Genomic DNA, 21,773 nt, shown 5'->3' with positions numbered 1-21,773 from the left:
GATATTTGCGACCAGCTTGACCTGAAAGGATGTTGTCGTGACCGAAACTGCCCTGATCGTCGGCGCCGGAGACAGCCTTGGCGCCGCCCTTGCACGCCGCTTTGCCCGCGAAGGACTGCATGTTGTTGCCACGCGACGGCGCGGAAATCTTGACGGGTTGACCGCACAAATCCGCGATGCGGGGGGACAGGTCACGGGCCTGCATTCGGACGCGCGCGACGAAGAGGCCGTAAAACAGCTGGTCGCCCAGGCTGAATCCATCGGACCAATCGCGGCATGCGTGTTCAATGTCGGTGGAAACGTGCGTTTTCCCGTCGCCGAGACCACCGCACGGGTTTATCGTAAGGTTTGGGAAATGTGTGCCCTGGCAGGCTTTCTGATCGGGCGCGAGGTTTCGGCATCGATGCTGGAACGCGGGCGCGGCACCATCCTGTTTACCGGCGCAACCGCCTCATTGCGCGGCAATGCGGGCTATGCCGCATTTGCGGGCGGCAAACATGCGCTGCGCGCGCTGGCTGAAAGCATGGCGCGCGAATTGGGGCCACGGGGCATCCATGTGGGACATGTCATCATCGACGGCCTGATCGACAACCCCGAAACCAAGAAGCTGTTTCCCGACATCTTCGAAACCCGCGGCCAGGACGGCATATTGCGGCCCGATGATATCGCCGAGGCCTATTGGCAGTTGCATGCCCAGCCCCGCAACGCCTGGACCTTTGAACAGGATCTGCGTCCGTTCAAGGAACCCTGGTGATGCCGCCACGGACCTGACCGGAATCCACGACTTGCCAATACCTGAAGATGACGCCGGAACGCCTGTCGGTGCAGGTTTCCCTGATCAGGAATCCTGCCAATGCGGCGCACGCTTGTCGATAAAGGCGTTTATGCCTTCCTCGGCGTCCCTGGCCAGCATGTTGTCGACCATGACCTTGCTTGCATATTCATATGCCTCACCAATGGCCATGTCGCGCTGTTCATAAAATGCCCGCTTGCCCGTTGCCAGCGTCATGCTGGATTTCCCGGCGATCTTGCGTGCCATTTCCATGGTCGCATCACGCAGCGCCCCTTTGGGCACGACCCGGTTCACCAGGCCCATCTCGGCGGCGCGGGCCGCGGGCACCATGTCGCCGGTCAGCAACATTTCCATGGCATGTTTGCTGGCAACATTGCGCGACAATGCGACCATCGGCGTGGAACAGAACAGTCCGATATGCACCCCCGGCGTGCTGAAACTGGCCCCCTCATCCGCAATCGCCAGATCGCAACTGGCCACCAGCTGGCAGCCGGCGGCCGTCGCCACGCCACTGACCTCGGCAATGACCGGCTTGGGGCAGGACAGGATTGCCTGCATCAGCGCCGAGCAACTTGACATGATCCGCGCGAAATATTCACGGCCGCGATCCGGGGCAGCCCGTGCTGCCGTAAGCTCCTTCAGGTCGTGACCCGCGCAAAAGGCCGGCCCGTTCGCGGCCAGCACCACGACCCGAACGGCCCGATCTGACGACGCGGCCTGCATCACGCGCGTCAATTGCCCCAACATGCTTTCCGACAATGCATTGCGCCGCGCCACATCGTTCAGCGTTACGCGCAGCACGCCGTCCCCGTCCAGTTCTTGCAGCAAAATCTCCTGTCCGCCCATCGTTCCCCCCAATTCGCGCATCACCTCGGCAGGATGTCGATTTCTGATACAATCGCAAGGGGAACACCCGATGGCCCTGCCAGGGAAAGCACGTTGGCCCCGGCCACCTCCGCCTGTCGCAAAAAGATCACACAGCGCAGAAAAGTCCCCCAGAACCAAGATTTATCACGCCGATCCCTAGTGTCACCGACACGACGATGCCTAAACGAGGCCAGCCAGCGCCCTCGCTAGCCAGATTTCGAACGGTTGGAAAAGAGGGTGCCGAGATGACAAGCAAAATCAATCATATCACGACCATCGGGGTGATGGCGATGTTGCTGGGCGGCGTCGCCCTGCCGGCCATCGCTCAGGATGATCCCGGCCAGGACAATGCGCAGGCGCTGGACGAAATTGTCCTGACGGCCACCGGCTATGCCCAGCAGATCACCGATGCGCCTGCCACGATCACCGTCATCGACGGCGAGGAAATCGCCGAACGACATTACACCAGCATTTCCGACGCGGTGCGCAATGTGCCGGGCGTTGTCGTATCCTCACCTTCTTCCCGCTCGGGCGCCGATGAAATCTCGATCCGTGGTCTGGGCGAGGAATATGTGTTGATTCTGGTGGATGGCCGTCCGTTGGGGAATTCGGAAGAGGCATCCTATAACGGGTTCGGCGCAGGGCTCGCCAAAACACAACTGCCCCCGGCCGCAGCCATTGAACGGATCGAAGTCATTCGCGGGCCGATGTCTTCGCTTTACGGTTCGGCGGCCTCGGGCGGGGTGATCAATGTCATCACCAAACCGGTTTCGGACGAATGGACCGGCAGCATCAATATCGGCGCGACCAGCTATGAGAACAGCGATCTGGGCCAGTCTTCGGAAGGGCGCTTTTATCTAAGTGGGCCGCTGGTCAACGATCGCCTGGGCTTTAGCCTGTTCGGATCATTCTATGACCGCGACAAGCCGCGCATGCGTTACTCATCGCGCGGGACGATCGCGACACAGGAACAGGATCTTTTGCGCCGGTCGCTTGGTGCACGAATGGACTGGGTGATCAACAGCGATCAGGATCTGCGGTTCGAAATTCTCGGCAGCGACAACGACACCACGACCATTGCCGAAGATGGCTCCGTCGGGGGCATCGAGGCCGACAACATGAACTACAGCGTGACGCATAACCTGCGCTGGGGTGCGGGTTTTGACACGACCTCTTATGTGACTTTCGAGGACACCGATTTCGTCAATGGCGACAACGTATCGGGCTATGAGATGTTGAACTTCAACACCAAGACCAACATGTCGTTTGGACGGCACGAGGTCACCGTCGGTCTGGATTACCGCGACGAAAAAACCGTTCACGACCTCGATCGCTTCCTTGCCAATCCGCAAGACCAGAACGCCCGCCCAGAGGCCGAAATGACGCGCTGGAACTGGGCATTGTTCGGTGAAGACAATTTCAGCATCACCGACGACCTGATCGCGACCTTCGGGCTGCGCTATGATGACAACGAGAACTATGGCGACCATTTCACACCGCGCATCTATGGTGTCTGGCACGCCAGCCCCAGCCTGACCATCAAGGGCGGTATCAGCGGTGGATATAACGTGCCAACGCTGAAACAGGCGGACAGCAACATCTTTGAATCGGCCGGTGGCGGAAGTGGAACAGATCAGGGCAACACGAATCTGAAGCCCGAGGAAACGACCAACTATGAAATCGGGGCCGTCTGGGAAAGTCAGGGCGGTGTGCAGCTGGGCCTGACCGCCTATCACACCGAGTTCAAGAACGGCATCGACAGGGAAACCGTCTGTGACATCGATATCGACGGCGATTGCGGGTTGCGACCGGACGGCAGCACCAATTTGTGGATCCAGCAATATGTCAACCGTGACCGCGCCAAGCTGAGCGGGGTCGAAGCGACCGCCGATTTCACCTTGGGCGCGGTCGATGTTGCAATGAACTATACCTATGCCGACAGCGAGATCACCTCGGGCGATGCCAAGGGCGAGAATTTCAATGACAACCCGCGCCACGTGATCAATGTCGATCTGGGCTGGCAGGCAACCGACAGCATCTACACCTGGGCGAACGCTCAGTACCGAAGCGAAACCCAGGACGAAAGCGACGATTACATCGAGGCCCACACGCTGCTTGATATCGGCATGGATTATCAGTTCAGCCAGAACCTGACCGCGAATGCCGCGATCTACAATGTCGGCAACAAGACCTTTGGCACGACCAACTATAATGATGGTCGCGCATTCTATCTGGGCCTGACAAGCACGTTCTGATCCGCATTACCGGGGCCGGACTCGAGTGCCGGCCCCGACAAAGACCGTTTCCATCGAGCCGGCACAGGATAGCGCCATGTTTCGTTACGCAACCGCCCTCTGGGCCATCTTACTGATCGCCCCGGCTCAGGCCGACGTCATCGATCTGGCCGATCAACCGGCATTGCCACGATCCGTTGCCATCTCGCAAAACCCGGACTCGAGCCGCGATCTGGTGCTGTTGGGCGCAGATCTGGTCGAGATCGCGGTCGCGCTTGGGGCGGCAGATCGCATCCTTGCGCGCCCCGAAGCCGTCGATCTGCCGGGACTGGAAGACACCCCGCACAAGATGCGCGAATATGCCGGGGTCGAGGGTATCGCATCCATGCGCCCTGGCGTCGTGGTGGCCTCGAATGCAAGGTTCGAGCAGCTTTTGGCAGGGTTGAGTGACATCCGCATTCCCAATCAGCTGATCGACCGCAGCTTGCCCGCCACCGAAAAAGTCACGCGGATGGCCAGGCTGCTGGAACTGGACGCACGCGGCGAACAGTTAAACCATGAAATCCGGTCAAGCTTTGCCAAGGCACAAGCCATCACCCGGTCCGAACGACCGCTGAGGATCCTGCATGTGTCAAAACAGGGCGCCGGCGGCAGCTTTTCCGCAGGCGGGGCCGGCACGGGCGTGGACAATCTGATCCGGCGCGTCGGTGCCCAGAACGCAGCGGCGGCAATCGGCATGGACCGCTATCGTTCGGTAACGCCAGAGGGGGTCATCCTGATGCAGCCGGATGTGGTGCTGATCTCGCAGGCCGAGCTGCCCGCTTTCGGCAATATCGACGACATCTGGAACGACTATCCCGGGCTGGCCCTGACCCCGGCGGGGCGCGCGAACAACCTGATCATCATGCGGGATCTGCATGTCCGCGCGGACGCGGCCTCCAGCGGCGTGGCGACCCTGGCCCTTGCACAAGCACTGGTCGAGATGTTTCCATGACCACCCCAAACAGCATCGCCAACACCCTCGGCACAACACCCCACCGCCCCAGAGACCACACCCGGCTGATCGGATCGGTGATCGCCATCGTCTTTGGCACCGTCTTTTTGGCAACGATTGCCATCGGGCCGGTCTCGCTGCAATTCGGACAGGTGCTTTCGGCCCTGGGCGCGCGATTTTCCGATGCACCGCTGGACGCGGATACGGCATTGAATGTGGCCGTGGTCTGGGATTTGCGTCTGGCGCGCAGCGTGACCGCGATCATCGTGGGGGCAAGCCTGGCCACATGCGGTGCAGCCATGCAGGGCCTGTTCGGCAACCCGCTGGCTGATCCCGGAATCGTCGGGGTTTCGTCGGGCGCTTCGCTTGGGGCCATCGCGGTCATTGTCCTGCAAGTTTCGACCTTTGGCATCTGGACCCTGCCGATCGGGGCCTTCCTTGCCGGAGTAGGCACGACTTTCCTGATTTATGGTCTGGCGCGCCCCGGTCGCGAAGGGACGGACAGTTCGCAATTGCTTCTTGTTGGAATTGCCGTCAACGCAATTGGCGGTTCAGTCGCCGGATACCTGACCTATCTTGCCACGGCCGAACAACTGCAAAGCCTGACATTCTGGGCAATGGGATCGCTGTCCACCGCCAAATGGCTGACCGTCGGCATCACCATAGGCCCGGCCATCGCAGGCATGGTCCTGCTGATGATCTGGGCGCGACAGCTTGACCTGCTGGCGTTGGGGGAAAGGCAGGCGCGACATCTGGGCGTCGATGTGCCGAAACTACGGCGCAAACTGATCTTTGTCACGGCGTTGCTGGTGGCGGCCGCGGTTTCATTCAACGGAACGATCGGATTCGTGGGGCTGGTGGTGCCCCATATTTTTCGCCTGTTGATCGGGCCGGGGCACCGCCGCCTGATACCGTTTTCAGCCATTGGCGGCGGATTGTTGGTGATGCTGGCCGATCTTGTGGCGCGGTCAATGGACCCGCCGAACGAAATTCCCATCGGGGTGATCATGGGGTCACTGGGCGGGCCATTCTTCCTGTGGATGATCTGGACCGGAAGGGCGCAGGGAAAAGGCACATGATCGAACTGAGGAATATCAGCTTGCGGGCAGATGAGAAAATTCTGCTGGATCGTGTCAACCTGAGTTGCGAACCGGGCACGGTCACCGCATTGGTCGGGCCGAATGGCGCCGGGAAATCAACCCTGCTTTCGGTCATTGCCGGTGATGTCAGACCGGATCAGGGCGAGGTTGTTCTGCAGGACCGTAACATCGGCAAGTTCAGCGTGCGCGATCTTGCACAGATCCGCGCGGTCTTTCCCCAGGGATCCGGGATCCGCTTCGGGTATCACGTGCATGAGGTTGTCTCGATGGGGCGGGCGTTTCGCGACCTGCCCACCAATCAGGATGCCGCCGCGATCGAAGCTGCCATGATGCAATCCGAAGTGGCCCATATGGCTTGGCGCAACGCCCAGACATTGTCGGGCGGCGAACAGGCCCGCACGACATTTGCACGGGTTCTGGTGCAGGAATGCCCTGTCGTTCTGCTCGATGAACCCACGGCGGCGCTTGATCTGCGCCATCAGGAAAAGGTTCTGGAATCCGCGGTCGATCTTGCAAGGGGCGGTGCAACGGTTCTGGCGGTCTTGCATGATCTCAATCTTGCGGCGGCTCATGCCGACCGGATCGTGCTGATGTGCAACGGAGCGATTGCCGCAACCGGCACCCCATGGGAAGTATTGACCCAGGAACAGGTTGGCCGGGTCTATCGGCAGGATGTCTGCGTCATGCCCCATCCATTGCGCGAATGCCCGGTGGTGCTGACATGTTGACCCCCTGCCCGACCCTTTGCCCTGCCCGAACCCCTACAGTGCTTGGATTTATGGTGCCCGTCAGGGTTCCCTGACCGGTCACTAAAGGGATCGGCCAACCGCCCGGGCAAGCTGATGCATGTGCTTCAGGAAATCGCGCGTATCACCACCTTCGCACAAAACCATTGCATGACCATGCGCCAATGAAGTCTGTTCGTGCATACAGGCACGAAACACCGCTATGAACAGGCGTTCCTCATTGGTCAAACGCCCCTGACAGCATTGGCAGAAGGGATTGGCATAGGTGAAACAACTGTGCCGCGCCCGCCGCATCGCATTGATGACCAGCAACATGCGCAACGGCACCGCGGACCCTAACGCCCCCGGATCAACCTGCAATGCCTGATCCAACGGCATCTGGTCATTTTCAACCAGCGCCTGATTGTGAAAAATACGCCGGACGATACGCAATACCCCCGCCTCAGAGCGGGCCAGGTTTTCATATCGGCGTTCCCGGCTGATACGCCGGCGGAGAATTCGGTTCAGCATCGTGCCCTCGGGATGTTGTGCGGCGGGCTGGTTTCGGCTGGCCATACATAAACCTTATTATTTTACTCAGGTTATATCAAGGCCAATCGTCGGCCGCCATGACAACAGGAAAGGCCCGTCCGGCATGCGAACGGGCCTTTCATTGCAGGCTTGCTGGATTCAGTGATCTGGCTGGGTGGCGTCGTGGCTGCCTGACTGGATCCTGAATCTTGCTGGCGCAATCTTATGCGGCATCGGCCTGAAAATGGCCGCACCAATCGCTTTCATTGACCACAGGCCACAGGCCGCGCCCTTCGGCGCTTGGCTGCGACACCGGCGGATTGAAACGGCACAGCCCGGCATCATCCAGCTGTGCGGCGTTGTTCGCCTTGTGATCCTCGAAGAAAGCGCACTGGCTGCAATTGTTCTGGCTGCTCATATTGAAGTTTCCCGTTTCTCGAATTTTCAATGACGCCCGGCGCCTTTGTTCATGAACAGACTTCTAAGCCGAAACGGTCTAATCTTCAATATTTAATTCAACGTTTTCAATTAGTTGACTCATTTCGTCAGTAATGAAACCCGATTGATTTCTTAGGGTATCGCGCGCTTCCGGCAAGCCAATGAAAGGATTGGGAAAATGCCAATGCCGCAGGCGACGAAAGCGGCTCCGCCGTCACAAACACCCCCGAAACCACCAATTTCCACGCAAATACCTGGGGAAAATAACCATATTTGTCAGGATATTACGCCGAAGCAGATCAAAGCCCGCCCGAATCGCCAAGACGAATCAATCGGATTGAGCTTCACCGCAAGCAAGCATTGGGGGCAGCATCAATCGCAATACGGCACCCTTGGCCGGCATTGGCACCGTGCCACGGCTGTGGAGCGACATGAAACATTGGCAGGCGTGGCGAATATCCTCGGCCAGATCGTGATAGATAACGGCATCGATGCGTTCACTGGCCAGCAGTGCGCGGTTTTCCGGGTCAAGATCATGGCCGATCCACAACGGCCGTCGCATGCCCCTGGCGTTCAGCTCATCAAGGATAGGTCGGTTCCATCCGCCAATCGAATAGACCGCCGCCACGGGATGGGCCGCCAACCCATCCGCAACCCGGTGGGAAAAGGCCGGACCATCGCTGCCTTGCACCATGGTGACGATCTGGGCATCCGGCCAATCCTGCGCCATCGCGGCACGAAAACCTTTCTCGCGGTCGGTTTCGCCGTGAAAGGCTTCGTTGCGCTTGGTGACCAATACGCGTTGCGGCGCGGCCGGCGGGCACCATTTGCGGATCAGCCAGGCGGCGGTCTGACCCGCGTTGAAATTGTCCAGTCCGACATAGGCCGCGCGCCCGGTAACCGGCATATCCGTCGCAAGCGTGACCACGGGGATCCCCTCGGCGACCAGTTGGTTGACCGCCTCGCGCAGGATGGCGGTATCGGGTGCCATGACGATGACCCCATCGCTTTTCAACCGCGCCGCACGCCGCAATGACGCCGACATCGCATCTGGCGCGAAACTGGCACGCAGATCGCTGCGGACTCTGAAAATCGCGGTCTGGATCAACGGCAATTCCTGGGTCACGGCGTCTTGCAGTTCATTCAGAAAGGCGACCGGCGCTTCGACCAGAAGATCGATCATCAGTTTGCGCCCCGCCATCGCAAGCTGGGCTTCCTGTGCCTCCAACTGCCGGATCGCGGCCTCAACGCGGTTCGCGGTCTGGTGGCGAATGCCTGCGCGCTGATTCAGCGCCCGATCGACCGTCGCGGTACTTAGCCCGGCCTGACGGGCGATTTCTTTGATCGGAAAACGATGGCTCATCTTGCTGATGGATTTCTGATGGATCTGGCGGACGACGGATGCAGATCGCGACCCTAACCTGAGATCAGAGGAAATCAAATCAGGAGGAGAGACCATGCTTGATCAGAACAGCGTTCACAAACCGGTCTGGCTCGACGACCAGAGCTGCGATATTGCAGAGTTCGAGCGCCACATCGCGCAGGAAACACGCGCCGACCACTATCCGAACGCCGTGGAAATCGCCAGCAACATCCCCATCTATGACGGCGATGCCATGCGGCGGGCGATGGGTGACGAAACCAGGGCGCGCGCAGTAATGGCCGAATGGAATCGCGCCTTCGAGAACGGCCCGGGCATCATCGCGATCCGCAATGGCTTTGACGATCCTGCATTGCTTGATGCAGTCACCGATGCGCTTGGCGCGATCATTGCCGAAGAAGAAGCAGGCGCGGCGGGCAAAGGTGATCATTTCGCCTCTGCGGGTGCCAACAGCCGCATCTGGAACGCGCATGAAAAACTGGCCCTCAAGGCACCCGAACTGTTCGTGCGGTACAATGCCAATGAATTGGTCAGGCGCGTCAGTGAGGCCTGGCTGGGTTCCGGGTATCAGATCACCACACAGGTAAATGTCGTGCGACCGGGTGGCAAATCGCAAACGGTTCATCGCGACTATCACATGGGCTTTCAGGATGTCGAAACGCTGAAAGGCTATCCGGCTTCGCAACACATGCTTTCGGCGTCATTGACCCTTCAAGGCGCCGTCGCCCATAGCGACATGCCCCTGAACAGCGGCCCGACGAAGTTGCTGCCTTACTCGCAAAGCTATCTGCCCGGCTATCTTGCTGTATTGTTGCCCCACTTCCGCGAAATGTTCGAAGCCCGCTATGTGCAACTGCCCCTGAAGAAAGGAGACATGCTGTTTTTCAACCCGGCAACCTTCCACGCCGCCGGTGAAAACCACAGCAGCGACATCCAGCGATTTGCCAACCTGATGCAGATCGGTTCTGCCTATGGTCGCTCGATTGAAATCGTGGATCGCAGCCGCATCTCTTTGGCGATTTATTCCGACCTGATGCAATTTCTGGAAACCGGGGCCCTTACGCCGCGCGAGGCGGACAATGTCGTGGCGGCCGCGGCGGAAGGCTACCCTTTCCCGGCAAATCTGGACATCGATTCCCCATTGTCGGGAATGGCGCCGCCAAGCCAGCAACACATCCTGCGCCAGGCGCTTGCCGAAAACTGGGACCTTGCGCGGCTTGAACGCGAAATCTCTGAACAAAACTCGCGCAAACGCTCGCATTGAGGACGGGCATGGCACCGTCCTTTCGGTGCCATGCTGCCCTGCATCGCGCATTCTCCAATTGGGTCACGCCTGAATACCGGTCGACACATCAAGGTTTTTTTGAAAGTCTTTTCTGAATTTCAGAACGGTTTCCGCGCTGAAATCTGCTAGAACCCGACAAATATCTTTGATTGTACACCACCGTATACCACCCAGTGCGCCACGCTGCCCCGCCAAGGAAGACATGATGCAAAACCCGAATGCGGATTACGCCGTCCTGAACGACCTGAAAATCGACAAGGGCCTGCAACGCTTTGTCGAAGACGAAGTTCTCAAAGGGCTGGATGTTTCACCGGATCAGATCTGGGCAGCCTTGTCGGAAATCGTGCACAAGTTCTCGGACAAGAACCGCGCCCTGTTGCAAACACGCCAGGACATTCAGGCGAAAATCGATGACTGGCATCTTGCCAATCGTGACCAGCCGCATGACCGCGTGGCCTATAAGACGTTCCTGGAAGAGATCGGGTATATCGTCCCCGAAGGCGGGGATTTCTCGATCGAAACGGCCAATGTCGACCCCGAAATCGCCACGGTTGCGGGGCCGCAATTGGTCGTGCCCTCGACGAATGCCCGTTTCGTCCTGAATGCGGCGAATGCGCGTTGGGGCAGCCTGTATGATTGCCTTTACGGCACCGATGCGATGGGTGCGCCGGCCCCCGGCGGCAAGTTTGATGATGGCCGGGGCGCAAGGGTGGTGGCGCGGGCCGCCGTTTTCCTGGACGAGGTTTTCCCGGTCGAATCCACCAGCCATGCAAAGGCGGCAAGCTATCGCATCGTGGATGGCGCGCTAGAGATCGACGGTGCCGCGCTGAAAGACCCCACCTCATTTGTCGGTTATCTGGGCGAAGCCGAAAACCCGCGTTCGGTCTTGTTGCGCAACAACGGCCTGCATGTCGAGCTGGTCTTTGACAACACACATCCCATTGGCGCGGCGTCGCCTTCGGGCCTTGCGGATGTGGTCCTGGAATCGGCAATGTCGGCAATCATAGACCTCGAGGATTCAGTGGCCTGTGTCGATGCGGAAGACAAGGTGCTGGCCTATCGCAACTGGCTGGGGCTGATGCGTGGCGATCTGCAGGAAACCTTCGACAAGGGCGAAAAGCGGATCACTCGCCGCCTGAATGGTGATCGCGGTTTTGTCGGTGCAGATGGGGCTGCGCTGGACCTGAAGGGGCGCTCATTGCTGCTGGTGCGCAATGTCGGCCACCTGATGACCAATCCGGCCATTCTGGACCGAAATGGCAACGAGGCCTTTGAGGGATTGATGGATGCCGTGATCTCGGTTCTGATCGCGATGCATGACCTGAACAAGACGCAAGGCCCGCGTAATTCGGTCAGCGGTTCGGTCTATGTCGTCAAGCCCAAGATGCACGGCCCCGCCGAAGTCGCCTTTGCCGACGAGATCTTCGGCGACGTGGAGCGCGCGCTGGGATTGCCGGAATACACCGTCAAGCTGGGCATCATGGATGAAGAACGTCGCACCAGCGTCAACCTGAAGGAATGCATCCGCGCGGCCAAACATCGCGTTTGTTTTATCAACACGGGCTTTCTGGATCGCACCGGTGACGAGATCCACACCTCGATGGAGGCCGGCCCCTTCAGCCGCAAGGATTTCATCAAGCGCAAGGGCTGGATCACGGCCTATGAAAACCAGAATGTCGATATCGGGCTGGAATGCGGCCTGTCCGGCAAGGCGCAGATTGGCAAAGGCATGTGGGCCATCCCCGACAAGATGGCAGCCATGTTGGAACAAAAGATCGAGCATCCGCGCGCCGGCGCGAATTGCGCCTGGGTGCCCAGCCCGACCGCAGCCACGCTGCATGCGACGCATTACCACAAGGTGAATGTTGCGGCGGTGCAGGCCGATCTGGCGCGAAACGGGCGGCGGGCCTATGTGGAATCGCTGCTGGACATCCCGCTTGCCGCCTATCGGAAATGGACACCCGAGCAGATCCGGCGCGAGGTCGAGAACAACGCCCAGGGCATTCTTGGCTATGTCGTGCGCTGGATCGACCAAGGGGTCGGATGCTCGAAAGTGCCCGACATCAACAATGTCGGCCTGATGGAAGATCGCGCGACCTGCCGCATCTCGGCCCAGCATATCGCAAACTGGCTGCATCACGGCGTGGTCAGCCGCCAGATGGTGGCCGAGATCATGCAGCAGATGGCCGCCGTCGTTGACCGCCAGAATGCCGATGACCCGCTTTATCGCCCGATGGCCCCGGAATTCGACAGCATCGCCTATAAGGCCGCCTGCGATCTGGTCTTTGAAGGGCGCGCGCAGCCTTCCGGCTATACCGAGCCAGTGCTTCATGCCCGCAGGCTGGAACTGAAGGCCGGGCAGCCGGGCTGATAATCGGGAAAGCGGCGGGTCTCACCGCCGCTTTCATCTTTTCCGACAACGCCACGCATATTTTCAAATCTTTCGGAATAGAGCTGTAGTCTCTTTGCATGTGGTCCGTGCCTGACCGGCATCGCATATTCGATTGAAACAATCGTGCGTTCAGGAGCAGTCATGAAACCCAAGTATTATGCGCCGCAGGGCGGGCATCCCGGACAAGAACAGCTTCTGACCGATCGCGCGGTCTTTACCGACGCCTATGCCGTCATCCCCAGGGGCACGATGCGCGACATCGTGACCAGCTTCCTGCCCTTTTGGGAACAAACCCGCCTTTGGGTCATTTCGCGCCCGCTCAGCGGCTTTGCCGAGACGTTCTCACAATATATCATGGAAGTGCAGCCGGGCGGCGGGTCCGACCGCCCCGAAACCGATCCCCGGGCCGAGGCCGTGCTATTTGTCGTCGAGGGTCATGCGACCCTGAATATCGCGGGTGAAGCCCATCAACTGCGCCCCGGCGGCTATGCCTATCTTCCCCCCGCAAGCGCCTGGACATTGCATAACCACGGCAGCGGGACATTGCGCTTTCACTGGATCCGCAAGGCCTATGAGGCCGTGGACGGGTTAGACCTGCCAGATGTCCTGATCCTGAATGAAAACGACATCACCCCGACCCCCATGCCCGGAACCGATGGGAAATGGGCCACCACGCGCTTTGTGGATCCGGCCGATCTGCGTCACGACATGCATGTCACCGTTGTGACCTTTGAACCGGGTGCCGTGATCCCGTTTCTTGAAACGCATGTCATGGAACATGGACTTTACGTGTTGGAGGGCAAGGCAGTCTACCGGTTGAACAATGATTGGGTCGAGGTCGAAGCCGGGGATTACATGTGGCTGCGCGCCTTTTGTCCGCAGGCATGTTACGCAGGCGGGCCGGGGCGGTTCCGCTATCTGTTGTACAAGGATGTAAACCGGCACATGCCCCTTGGACCAGCGGGGCTGCCGGGCGGCACGCGCTAACCCGGCGCAGCGCCGGGTTCACCGCCAATCGCCAGCGTCAATTGCCGTGCCGCCGCGATCACGTGCCGACTGAGCCTTGCGATTTCATCCGCGTGAATGCGGCTGGTCGGCCCGGAAACCGATATGCCTGCCACAGCCTCGCGGTTCACGTCAAAGACGGGGGCCGCGATGCAGCGCATGCCGGTGTTCTTTTCCTCATCGTCGACCGAAAAACCCGCGGCACGAATCTTGTCCAGATCCTGCATCAGCCCGGACCGCGACGTGATCGAACGGGCCGTATATTCCCGCAACGGCATGGCCGCCAGCACCCGCTGCAACCGGTCTTGATCCATATGCGCCAACAGCGCCTTGCCGATCCCAGACGCATGCATGGAAGACAATGTTCCCGGCGGGAAAAATGCCCGGATACTGGCATGGGTTTCCACCTGACTCAGGAACAGGACCGCGCCCTCTTTCTCGACCCCCAGATTTGCGGTTTCGCCGGTCACTTCCATCAGCTTGCGCAGCACGGGACGGGCCCGTTCAACAAGACTGGTGCGGCGCAGAAATCTTGATCCGATGACAAAGGCCCGCGGCCCGATATGCCAGACCTGATCCTGATGGTCGAACTCGACCAGCCCCCGGCCCTCCAATGTAACAAGGATCCGGTAAACCGTCGCGGGCGATTGCCCCATATCGCCGGCAAGGCCCGTCAGCGTCTTGCCCTGAGACTGGCTCAGATATTCGAACACCTCCATCGCGCGGTCCAGTGACTTGATCGTATTCTGGGCGGTGTTGTCGTCCCACCCACGCGGCCTGCCACGCGGCTTTCGGTTGGTGCCGGGTTGATTATCCTGAAACTCCATAAGCAACCTTCGCTCATTTGTGAAAGCCAAGTTCAGTGTATGAAAAAATCAACCTGTTGACAATAAACGGTTAAGTGTCGAACCTTCAAAAATGAAACTTGATTTCAAAATAATTTCCAAGATCTCCCCGCGTCCCTATCCTGCCTGTAACGATGGAAGGAGATCATCCATGAGCTTTCAGAATCCGGTTTTCATCCCCGGTCCGACGAATATCCCCGAAAGCCTGCGCAAGGCTTGCGACATGCCGACAATCGACCACCGCTCGCCCTTGTTCGGCCAGATCCTCCACCCCGCGCGGCAGGGTGTCAGCAAGGTGCTGAAAAGCGAACAGGCCGAGATCTTCATTTTCCCCTCGACCGGCACCGGAGGCTGGGAAACCGCGCTGACCAACACGCTGTCGCCGGGCGACAAGGTTCTGGCGGCACGCAACGGAATGTTCAGCCATCGCTGGATCGATATGTGCCAGCGCCACGGTCTGGATGTCGAAATCATCGAGACCCCGTGGGGCGACGGCCTGCCCGCCAATCGCTATCGCGAGATCCTCGGCGCCGACAGGGATCATCGGATCAAGGCGGTGTTGGCGACCCATAATGAGACCGCTACCGGCGTGAAATCGGATATCGGCGCGCTGCGTCACGCGCTGGATCAGGCGGGGCATCCTGCCATGCTGTTCGTTGACGGCGTGTCCTCGATCGGATCAATGGATTTCCGCTTTGACGAATGGGGCGTCGATATCGCCGTCACCGGATCGCAAAAGGGCTTCATGTTGCCGGCAGGTCTGGCGATCGTCGGCTTCAGCGCCAAGGCGATGGCAGCAACGCAAACGGGCACCCTGCCCCGCACCTTCTTTGACATACATGACATGGCCAAGGGTTATGCCAATAACGCCTATCCCTATACCCCGGCAGTTGGCCTTCTGAACGGTTTGAACGAGGCTTGCACGATGCTGCTGAACGAGGGCCTGGGCAACGTGTTCCAGCGCCATCATCGCATCGCCGAGGGCGTGCGTGCGGCTGTCCACGCCTGGGGGCTGGAACTTTGCGCGACGGATCCCTCGGTCTATTCCGACACGGTCAGTGCGATCCGCACGCCCGCGGGTTTCAACGCCACCGACATCGTGACCCATGCAGCCGAGAAATATGGCGTCGCCTTTGGTGTCGGTCTCGGCGAGGTCGCAGGCAAGGTCTTTCGCATCGGCCATCTTGGCAGCCTGACCGACGTGATGGCGCTTTCGGGCATCGCCACAGCAGAAATGTGCATGGCCGATCTGGGGCTGGACATCAGGCTTGGCGCCGGCGTTGCGGCGGCGCAGGAATATTACCGCGCGACCCCGTCCATTGCCCAAAGGAACGCCGCGTGATGAGAGACGACGCCCTCGATATTCCCAGCTACGAGGATATGCTGGCCGCGCATGATCGCATCAGGCCGCATATCCGATGCACGCCCGTGCGCGTCTCGGATTACCTGAACGATCTGACCGGCGCGTCGCTCTTCTTCAAATGCGAGAATTTTCAGGAACCCGGCGCCTTCAAGGTGCGTGGCGCGGCCAATGCGGTCTTCGGGTTGAATGACGAACAGGCCCGCCGGGGCGTGGCCACCCATTCCTCGGGCAACCATGCCTCCTGCCTCAGCTATGCGGCGATGCGGCGGGGCATTCCCTGCAATGTCGTGATGCCGCATACGGCCCCGCAGGCGAAAAAGGACACGGTGCGCCGCTATGGCGGTCAGATAACGGAATGCGAGCCCTCGACCACCTCGCGCGAGGCAACCTTCGCGCAGGTTCAGGCGGCCACTGGTGGCGATTTCGTGCATCCCTATAACGATCCGCGCGTGATCGCCGGTCAGGGCACCTGTTCCCGCGAATTCATCGAACAGACCGACGGGCTGGATAGTGTCGTCGCGCCAATTGGCGGCGGGGGCATGGTGTCGGGATGTTGTCTGACATTGTCGACGCTGGCACCGGAAACGCAGATCATCGCCGCCGAACCGGAACAGGCCGATGACGCCTATCGCAGCTTCAAGGCAGGGCATATCATCGCCGATGATGCGCCCAAGACCGTTGCGGACGGGTTGCTTGTGCCGCTGAAGGAACGCACCTGGCATTTCGTTTCGCGCCATGTCACCGACATCCTGACCGCATCCGAGCAAGAGATCATCGACGCCATGAAACTGGCATGGAAGCATCTGCGCATCGTGGTCGAACCATCTTCGGCCGTGCCGCTGGCGACGGTTCTGAAAAACCCTGACCGTTTCGCGGGCAAGCGCGTCGGCATCATCATCACCGGTGGCAATGTCGATCTGGACAGGCTTCCCTGGCTGGGTTCCGCCTGACACGGACCGACAGCCTTTACCGTCAAAGGACTATGGACATGAAAGACATGAGCAATCTCGACGACTTCGAAGTCGGCTATGACATCCCCGCCAAGCCCGGCATGGACGAGGCCGACATCCAGACGCCCTGCCTGATCCTTGATCTGGACGCGCTGGAACGCAACATCACCAAGATGGGCGATTATGCCAAGGCGCATGGAATGCGCCACCGGGTGCATGGCAAGATGCACAAATCGGTCGATGTGGCGCAATTGCAGGAACGCATCGGCGGCGCGGTCGGCGTCTGCTGTCAGAAAGTGTCCGAGGCCGAGGTCTTCGTGCGCGGCGGCATCAAGGATGTGCTGGTCTCGAACCAGGTGCGCGACCCGGCCAAGATCGACCGCCTTGCACGCCTGCCAAAACTGGGCAGCCGCATCATCGTCTGCGTCGACGATCTGGCCAATGTCGCCGACCTGTCCGCCGCCGCCGTCAGGCATGGCACACAGCTTGAGGTCTTTGTGGAAATCGACTGTGGCGCGGGCCGCTGCGGCGTGACCACGACCCCCGCCGTGATCGAGATCGCCAAGGCCGTCCAAGCCGCCGAGAACCTGAAATTCACCGGCATTCAGGCCTATCAGGGCGCGATGCAGCATCTGGACAGCTATGAGGCGCGTCAGGAAAAGCTGGACATCGCCATCGCCATGGTCAGGGACGCGGTCGCCGGGCTGAAAGCCGAGGGGATCGAGTGCGAACTGGTTTCCGGCGGTGGCACGGGATCCTATTATTTCGAGTCGAATTCCGGCGTCTATAACGAATTGCAATGCGGCTCCTACGCCTTCATGGATGCGGATTACGGCCGCATTCTGGACAGGGACGGCAAGCGGATCGATCAGGGCGAATGGGAAAACGCCTTCTTCATCCTGACCTCGGTCATGAGCCACGCCAAAGCCGACAAGGCCATCGTCGATGCCGGGCTGAAGGCGCAATCGGTCGATAGCGGCCTGCCCGTCGTCTTTGGCCGCGACGATGTGGAATATGTCAAATGCTCGGACGAACATGGCGTCGTGTCCGACCCTCAGGGCGTGCTGAAGGTCAATGAAAAGCTGAAGCTGGTGCCCGGCCATTGCGACCCGACGGCGAATGTCCACGACTGGTATGTGGGCGTGCGCAACGGCAAGGTCGAATGCGTCTGGCCGGTTTCGGCACGCGGCCGCGCCTATTGATATCGCCGTTCCGACCTGTCCGCCCTTGGCCGCAATCAGGCCCGGGGCGCGACATGCTGACTTGCCCTATCAGGAGAATGACATGCTGATCGTCCCCGAACGCCATATCGCCGATCTGATGACCCGCGAAGCTGCGTTCGACGCGGTAGAACGCGTCTTTGCTGCCATGGCCGCAGGTGATGCCTATAATTTCCCCGTCGTGCGTGAGGCGATCGGCCATGAAGATGCGCTGTACGGGTTCAAGGGCGGGTTCGACCGGGCGGGCCTGACGCTGGGACTGAAGGCCGGGGGGTACTGGCCGAACAATCTGGAAAAGCGGGGGCTGATCAACCACCAGTCGACGGTCTTCCTGTTCGACCCTGACACCGGCAAGGTCAAGGCGATGGTCGGGGGCAACCTGCTGACCGCGCTGCGCACGGCGGCCGCGTCCTCGGTCTCGATCAAGCATCTGGCCCGGACCGACGCAAGGGTTCTGGGCATGGTTGGCGCGGGCCATCAGGCCACGTTCCAGCTGCGCGCCGCGTTGGAACAGCGCAGCTTCGACAAGGTCATCGGCTGGAACTATCATCCCGAGATGCTGCCAAACATCCAGAAAGTCGCGGATGAGGCAGGCGTGCCCTTCGAGGCGGTCGAACTGGACGGGATGCGTCAGGCGGATGTCATCATCTCGATCACCTCGGCCTTTGCGCCTTCGCTGATGGCCGATCATGTCAGTCCCGGGTGCCACGTCGCCTGCATGGGCACCGACACCAAGGGCAAGCAGGAGGTCGAGGCCGCCCTGCTGGCGCGCGCGACGGTCTTTACCGATGAAGTCGCGCAATCCATCACCATCGGCGAGGCCCAGCACGCCGTGGCCCAGGGGCTGATCGCGGAAAGCGATGTGACCCAGATCGGCGCGGTGATCAATGGCACCCATCCCGGTCGAGAGGGCGACGATCAGATCACCCTGTTCGACGGCACCGGCGTCGGATTGCAGGATCTTGCCGTCGCTGCGGCGGTCGTTGATCTGGCCGCCAAGAAAGGCAGCGCGATCGAGGTCGATTTCTGACGAAACCCCGCCGGGTAAAAGCGTTCGACACCGCCCTGTTCCGGGCGGTGTCGTCATTTCAGCGAACGCTATCTTTTTGCTTCCGGGTCGCATTGGGCGACAGCGCCTCGCGACAGCGGCGCAGCATGAAATCGATCAGCAGCCTGACCTTGCTGTCCTGAAACCTGCGATGCGGGTAAAGACAGCCAAACAGCGCGGGTTCGGGCGGCGTCTGCGGCAGCAGCTCGACCAGACGCCCTTCGGCCAGATGATGTGCAACTTCGAACAGGGGTTTGTTGATGATCCCGCGCCCGGCCAGAGCCCAGCCGGTCAGCACATCGCCATCATCGGAATCGTAGCTGCCAGAAACATCCATGCGCAAACTGCCGCCAGCCGTGCGCAGGGTCCAATACCATTCCGGCGACCGCGGATAACGTAACAACAGACAGTTGTGATTGCGCAGATCGTCAGGCGTTTCGGGCATGCCGTGACGATCAAGATATTCTGGTGACGCACAGAGCAGCCGCGGCGTATCGACGATCTTTTTCAGCGTCAGGTTGGAATCCGGCGGTCGCCCGACGAAAAAGGCCACATCCAGGCTGTCTTCCAACAGATCCACCTTGCGATCAGACAGCCGCAATCGCACCGAAACATCGGGGTATTTGTCAACGAACTCGGGGATCAGCGGCGCGATAATGCGTTTGCCGACCCCAAGCGGTGCCGTGACATGTACGCTTCCATGAGGTTGGCTGGAAAAGGCCGAGGCCGCGGCTTCGGCATCTTCCAGGCTTTGCACCACATTGCGCGCATGGTCATAGAAGGCCCGCCCGACATCGGTCGGTGTCAGCTTGCGCGTCGTGCGGTTGAACAAACGTACATCCAACCGGCGCTCCAGCTCCTTGATCCGGTTGCTGGCCACGGCTGGCGTCAGCCGCAGATCGCGTCCTCCTGCGGTGATGCTGCCAAGCTCGACCACGCGCACAAAGACGCGTAAACTTTCAAGATAAGGCATTGCTCCGTCCGATTTTCAACAAATCATTGAAAGAGTATACCCGACTATCCTGTTTTTCAGAGCTCTTTTTCCGGTGATAACTGGATTGTTCCGGCTTTCCAGGCGCGACCAAGGAGGTTTCAATGGCGAACAGAACCGAACTCCGCTTTTTGCTGAACGGCAAGGACATCACATTGGATGCGGTCTCGGCCACCGATACGCTGTTGGACTTCCTGCGCATCGAACGCCGCCTGACCGGAACCAAGGAGGGCTGCGCGGAAGGCGATTGCGGCGCCTGCACGGTACTGGTTGGCCGCCTGCGCGACGGCACCCTGACCTATGAGCCGGTCAATGCCTGTATCCGCCTGCTGGCATCGCTGGATGGCTGTCATGTCGTGACGATCGAATATCTGTCAGGGCCGGATGGCCGGCTGCATCCGGTCCAGCAGGCCATGGTTGAACATCACGGCAGCCAATGCGGCTTCTGCACGCCCGGTTTCGTGATGTCGCTTTACGCCTTGTGGATGGAAAACCCCGCACCCGACGCGACCGACATCGAAACCGCAATTCAGGGGAACCTGTGTCGCTGCACCGGATACGAGCCGATCATCAAGGCGGCACTGGCCGCAACGACGATGGGCAGCCCCGCACAGGATGCGCTGAACACCGAAAGGCAGGCTGTCAGCGCACGTCTTGGGGCTTTAAGCGACGGTGCAAGGGTCGAGCTGTCAAAAGGCAACAGCCGTGCGATCCTGCCGGCCTCGGTCGACGATCTGGCGCAGGCGCTGCAGGATTATCCGCAGGCTACGCTTGTCGCAGGCGCGACGGATGTGGGGCTGTGGGTGACGAAATTCCTGCGCGACATCTCTCCGGTCATATTCCTTGGCCATCTTGACGGACTGCGGCGTATCGAGGTGACGGACAGCGCGATCGAGTTCGGCGCGGGTGTCAGCTATACCGGCAGCCGCGCGGTTCTGGCGCAGCATTTCTCGCATCTGGGCGAATACTGGGACCGGATCGCCGGATGGCAGATCCGCGCCATGGGGACAATCGGCGGAAATGTCGCCAATGGCTCGCCCATCGGGGATACGCCGCCGGTGCTGATTTCGCTGGGGGCCCAGATCGTGCTGCGCAAGGGCACGACGCAGCGCAGCATGCCGGTCGAGGATTTCTTCATCGATTACGGAAAGCAGGATCTCGCCGCGGGTGAATTTCTGGAATCCCTGCGCATTCCGCTGCCCGCCAGCGACATGCGCTATGCGGCCTACAAGATATCCAAGCGGCGGGACGAGGATATTTCCTCGGTTGCGGCCGGGTTTGCGCTGCGCATCAATGATGGCCGGATCACCGAGGCGCGGATTGCATTCGGCGGCATGGCGGCCACACCGAAACGCGCCACCACCGCCGAGGCGGCACTGGTCGGGCAGGCCTGGACCGAGGAAACCCTGCGCGACGCGGCCGATCATTTGGCACAGGATTTCACGCCGCTGACCGATTGGCGCGCCTCGTCCGATTACCGGATGCGGGTCGCCAGAAACCTGTTCCGCCGTTTCTGGCTGGAAGCACAGGACAATGCCACGCCTGTCCGGCTGAGCGCGTGACGGAGGACCCAAGATGACCGACAAGACCGTTGAAGCCCCGCTTGCCACG

19 protein-coding genes are annotated in these 21,773 nt (G+C 60.2%); 13 read left to right on the top strand and 6 right to left on the bottom strand.

Annotated elements, in window-relative coordinates; translation table 11 throughout:
* Positions 1–37 precede the first annotated feature (37 nt).
* On the top strand, positions 38–754 hold the full coding sequence (locus tag PAF17_RS07705) for an SDR family NAD(P)-dependent oxidoreductase (RefSeq protein WP_271888519.1): 717 nt from the start codon (positions 38–40) through the stop codon (positions 752–754).
* Between the two features lie 84 nt (positions 755–838).
* Here the strand turns inward: PAF17_RS07705 and PAF17_RS07700 are convergent, their stop codons facing one another.
* Entirely contained in the window at positions 839–1,639 is an 801-nt protein-coding gene (locus PAF17_RS07700) for an enoyl-CoA hydratase (RefSeq protein WP_271888567.1), read from the bottom strand.
* Between the two features lie 266 nt (positions 1,640–1,905).
* On the opposite strand from PAF17_RS07700, the gene PAF17_RS07695 reads away from it, so the two are divergent.
* The 4 genes from PAF17_RS07695 to PAF17_RS07680 all read left to right on the top strand — a co-directional run bounded on the left by PAF17_RS07695 (position 1,906) and on the right by PAF17_RS07680 (position 6,716).
* The gene (locus PAF17_RS07695) at positions 1,906–3,915 is read left to right on the top strand and encodes a TonB-dependent receptor domain-containing protein (RefSeq protein ID WP_271888518.1); all 2,010 of its coding nucleotides are present in this window, start codon (positions 1,906–1,908) and stop codon (positions 3,913–3,915) included.
* A gap of 76 nt (positions 3,916–3,991) precedes the next feature.
* The gene (locus PAF17_RS07690; RefSeq protein ID WP_271888517.1) at positions 3,992–4,888 is read left to right on the top strand and encodes an ABC transporter substrate-binding protein; all 897 of its coding nucleotides are present in this window, start codon (positions 3,992–3,994) and stop codon (positions 4,886–4,888) included.
* Positions 4,885–5,967, top strand: coding sequence for a FecCD family ABC transporter permease (locus PAF17_RS07685; RefSeq protein WP_271888516.1), 1,083 nt, complete (start codon positions 4,885–4,887; stop codon positions 5,965–5,967). The genes PAF17_RS07690 and PAF17_RS07685 overlap by 4 nt, the downstream gene beginning before the upstream one ends.
* Complete coding sequence (locus tag PAF17_RS07680; protein ID WP_271888515.1) at positions 5,964–6,716, top strand: heme ABC transporter ATP-binding protein; 753 nt, start codon at positions 5,964–5,966, stop codon at positions 6,714–6,716. Before PAF17_RS07685 ends, PAF17_RS07680 begins: the two co-directional genes overlap by 4 nt.
* Before the next feature lie 81 nt (positions 6,717–6,797).
* Here PAF17_RS07680 and PAF17_RS07675 read toward each other — a convergent pair whose 3' ends face one another.
* From PAF17_RS07675 to PAF17_RS07665, 3 genes are all read right to left on the bottom strand, one after another.
* Positions 6,798–7,289, bottom strand: a complete 492-nt coding sequence (locus tag PAF17_RS07675; RefSeq protein WP_271888514.1) for a hypothetical protein — start codon at positions 7,287–7,289, stop codon at positions 6,798–6,800.
* A 178-nt stretch (positions 7,290–7,467) separates the two neighbouring features.
* Complete coding sequence (locus tag PAF17_RS07670) at positions 7,468–7,662, bottom strand: hypothetical protein (protein ID WP_271888513.1); 195 nt, start codon at positions 7,660–7,662, stop codon at positions 7,468–7,470.
* A gap of 348 nt (positions 7,663–8,010) precedes the next feature.
* Positions 8,011–9,045 carry a LacI family DNA-binding transcriptional regulator gene (locus PAF17_RS07665; RefSeq protein ID WP_271888512.1) on the bottom strand — a complete coding sequence of 345 codons (1,035 nt, stop codon included), beginning with the start codon at positions 9,043–9,045 and terminating at the stop codon, positions 8,011–8,013.
* A 94-nt stretch (positions 9,046–9,139) separates the two neighbouring features.
* Between PAF17_RS07665 and PAF17_RS07660 the strand changes: the two genes are divergently transcribed.
* From PAF17_RS07660 to PAF17_RS07650, 3 genes are all read left to right on the top strand, one after another.
* Positions 9,140–10,327 (top strand): phytanoyl-CoA dioxygenase family protein, encoded by a 1,188-nt coding sequence (locus PAF17_RS07660; protein WP_271888511.1) that lies wholly within the window; start codon positions 9,140–9,142, stop codon positions 10,325–10,327.
* A gap of 226 nt (positions 10,328–10,553) precedes the next feature.
* Positions 10,554–12,719, top strand: a complete 2,166-nt coding sequence (locus PAF17_RS07655; protein ID WP_271888510.1) for a malate synthase G — start codon at positions 10,554–10,556, stop codon at positions 12,717–12,719.
* Between the two features lie 162 nt (positions 12,720–12,881).
* Positions 12,882–13,727, top strand: a complete 846-nt coding sequence (locus tag PAF17_RS07650) for a bifunctional allantoicase/(S)-ureidoglycine aminohydrolase (RefSeq protein WP_271888509.1) — start codon at positions 12,882–12,884, stop codon at positions 13,725–13,727.
* Here the strand turns inward: PAF17_RS07650 and bhcR are convergent.
* A complete protein-coding gene (gene bhcR / locus PAF17_RS07645; protein ID WP_271888508.1) occupies positions 13,724–14,572 on the bottom strand; it encodes an HTH-type transcriptional regulator BhcR in 849 nt (282 codons plus the stop codon). The two genes, PAF17_RS07650 and bhcR, sit on opposite strands and share 4 nt — an antisense overlap.
* 169 nt (positions 14,573–14,741) lie before the next feature.
* Between bhcR and bhcA the strand changes: the two genes are divergently transcribed.
* From bhcA to bhcD, 4 genes are all read left to right on the top strand, one after another.
* Positions 14,742–15,932, top strand: a complete 1,191-nt coding sequence (gene bhcA / locus PAF17_RS07640) for an L-aspartate--glyoxylate aminotransferase BhcA (RefSeq protein ID WP_271888507.1) — start codon at positions 14,742–14,744, stop codon at positions 15,930–15,932.
* The gene (gene bhcB, locus PAF17_RS07635; protein ID WP_271888506.1) at positions 15,932–16,903 is read left to right on the top strand and encodes a beta-hydroxyaspartate dehydratase BhcB; all 972 of its coding nucleotides are present in this window, start codon (positions 15,932–15,934) and stop codon (positions 16,901–16,903) included. The genes bhcA and bhcB overlap by 1 nt, the downstream gene beginning before the upstream one ends.
* Before the next feature lie 38 nt (positions 16,904–16,941).
* Positions 16,942–18,105: a 3-hydroxy-D-aspartate aldolase BhcC gene (gene bhcC / locus PAF17_RS07630; protein WP_271888505.1), complete on the top strand. Its 1,164-nt coding sequence runs from the start codon at positions 16,942–16,944 to the stop codon at positions 18,103–18,105.
* Positions 18,106–18,187: 82 nt separating this feature from the next.
* The gene (gene bhcD / locus PAF17_RS07625) at positions 18,188–19,153 is read left to right on the top strand and encodes an iminosuccinate reductase BhcD (protein WP_271888504.1); all 966 of its coding nucleotides are present in this window, start codon (positions 18,188–18,190) and stop codon (positions 19,151–19,153) included.
* Positions 19,154–19,211: 58 nt separating this feature from the next.
* Here bhcD and PAF17_RS07620 read toward each other — a convergent pair whose 3' ends face one another.
* Positions 19,212–20,144, bottom strand: a complete 933-nt coding sequence (locus PAF17_RS07620; RefSeq protein ID WP_271888503.1) for a LysR family transcriptional regulator — start codon at positions 20,142–20,144, stop codon at positions 19,212–19,214.
* A 122-nt stretch (positions 20,145–20,266) separates the two neighbouring features.
* Here PAF17_RS07620 and xdhA point away from each other — a divergent pair, with 122 nt between their 5' ends.
* Positions 20,267–21,724: a xanthine dehydrogenase small subunit gene (xdhA, locus tag PAF17_RS07615; RefSeq protein WP_271888502.1), complete on the top strand. Its 1,458-nt coding sequence runs from the start codon at positions 20,267–20,269 to the stop codon at positions 21,722–21,724.
* Positions 21,725–21,773: the final 49 nt, after the last annotated feature.

Source organism: Paracoccus onchidii, assembly GCF_028294535.1.
GTDB lineage: Bacteria > Pseudomonadota > Alphaproteobacteria > Rhodobacterales > Rhodobacteraceae > Paracoccus > Paracoccus onchidii.
The sequence above is the reverse complement of the archived record's forward strand: the minus strand, read 5'-3'. Positions and strand labels throughout refer to the sequence as shown.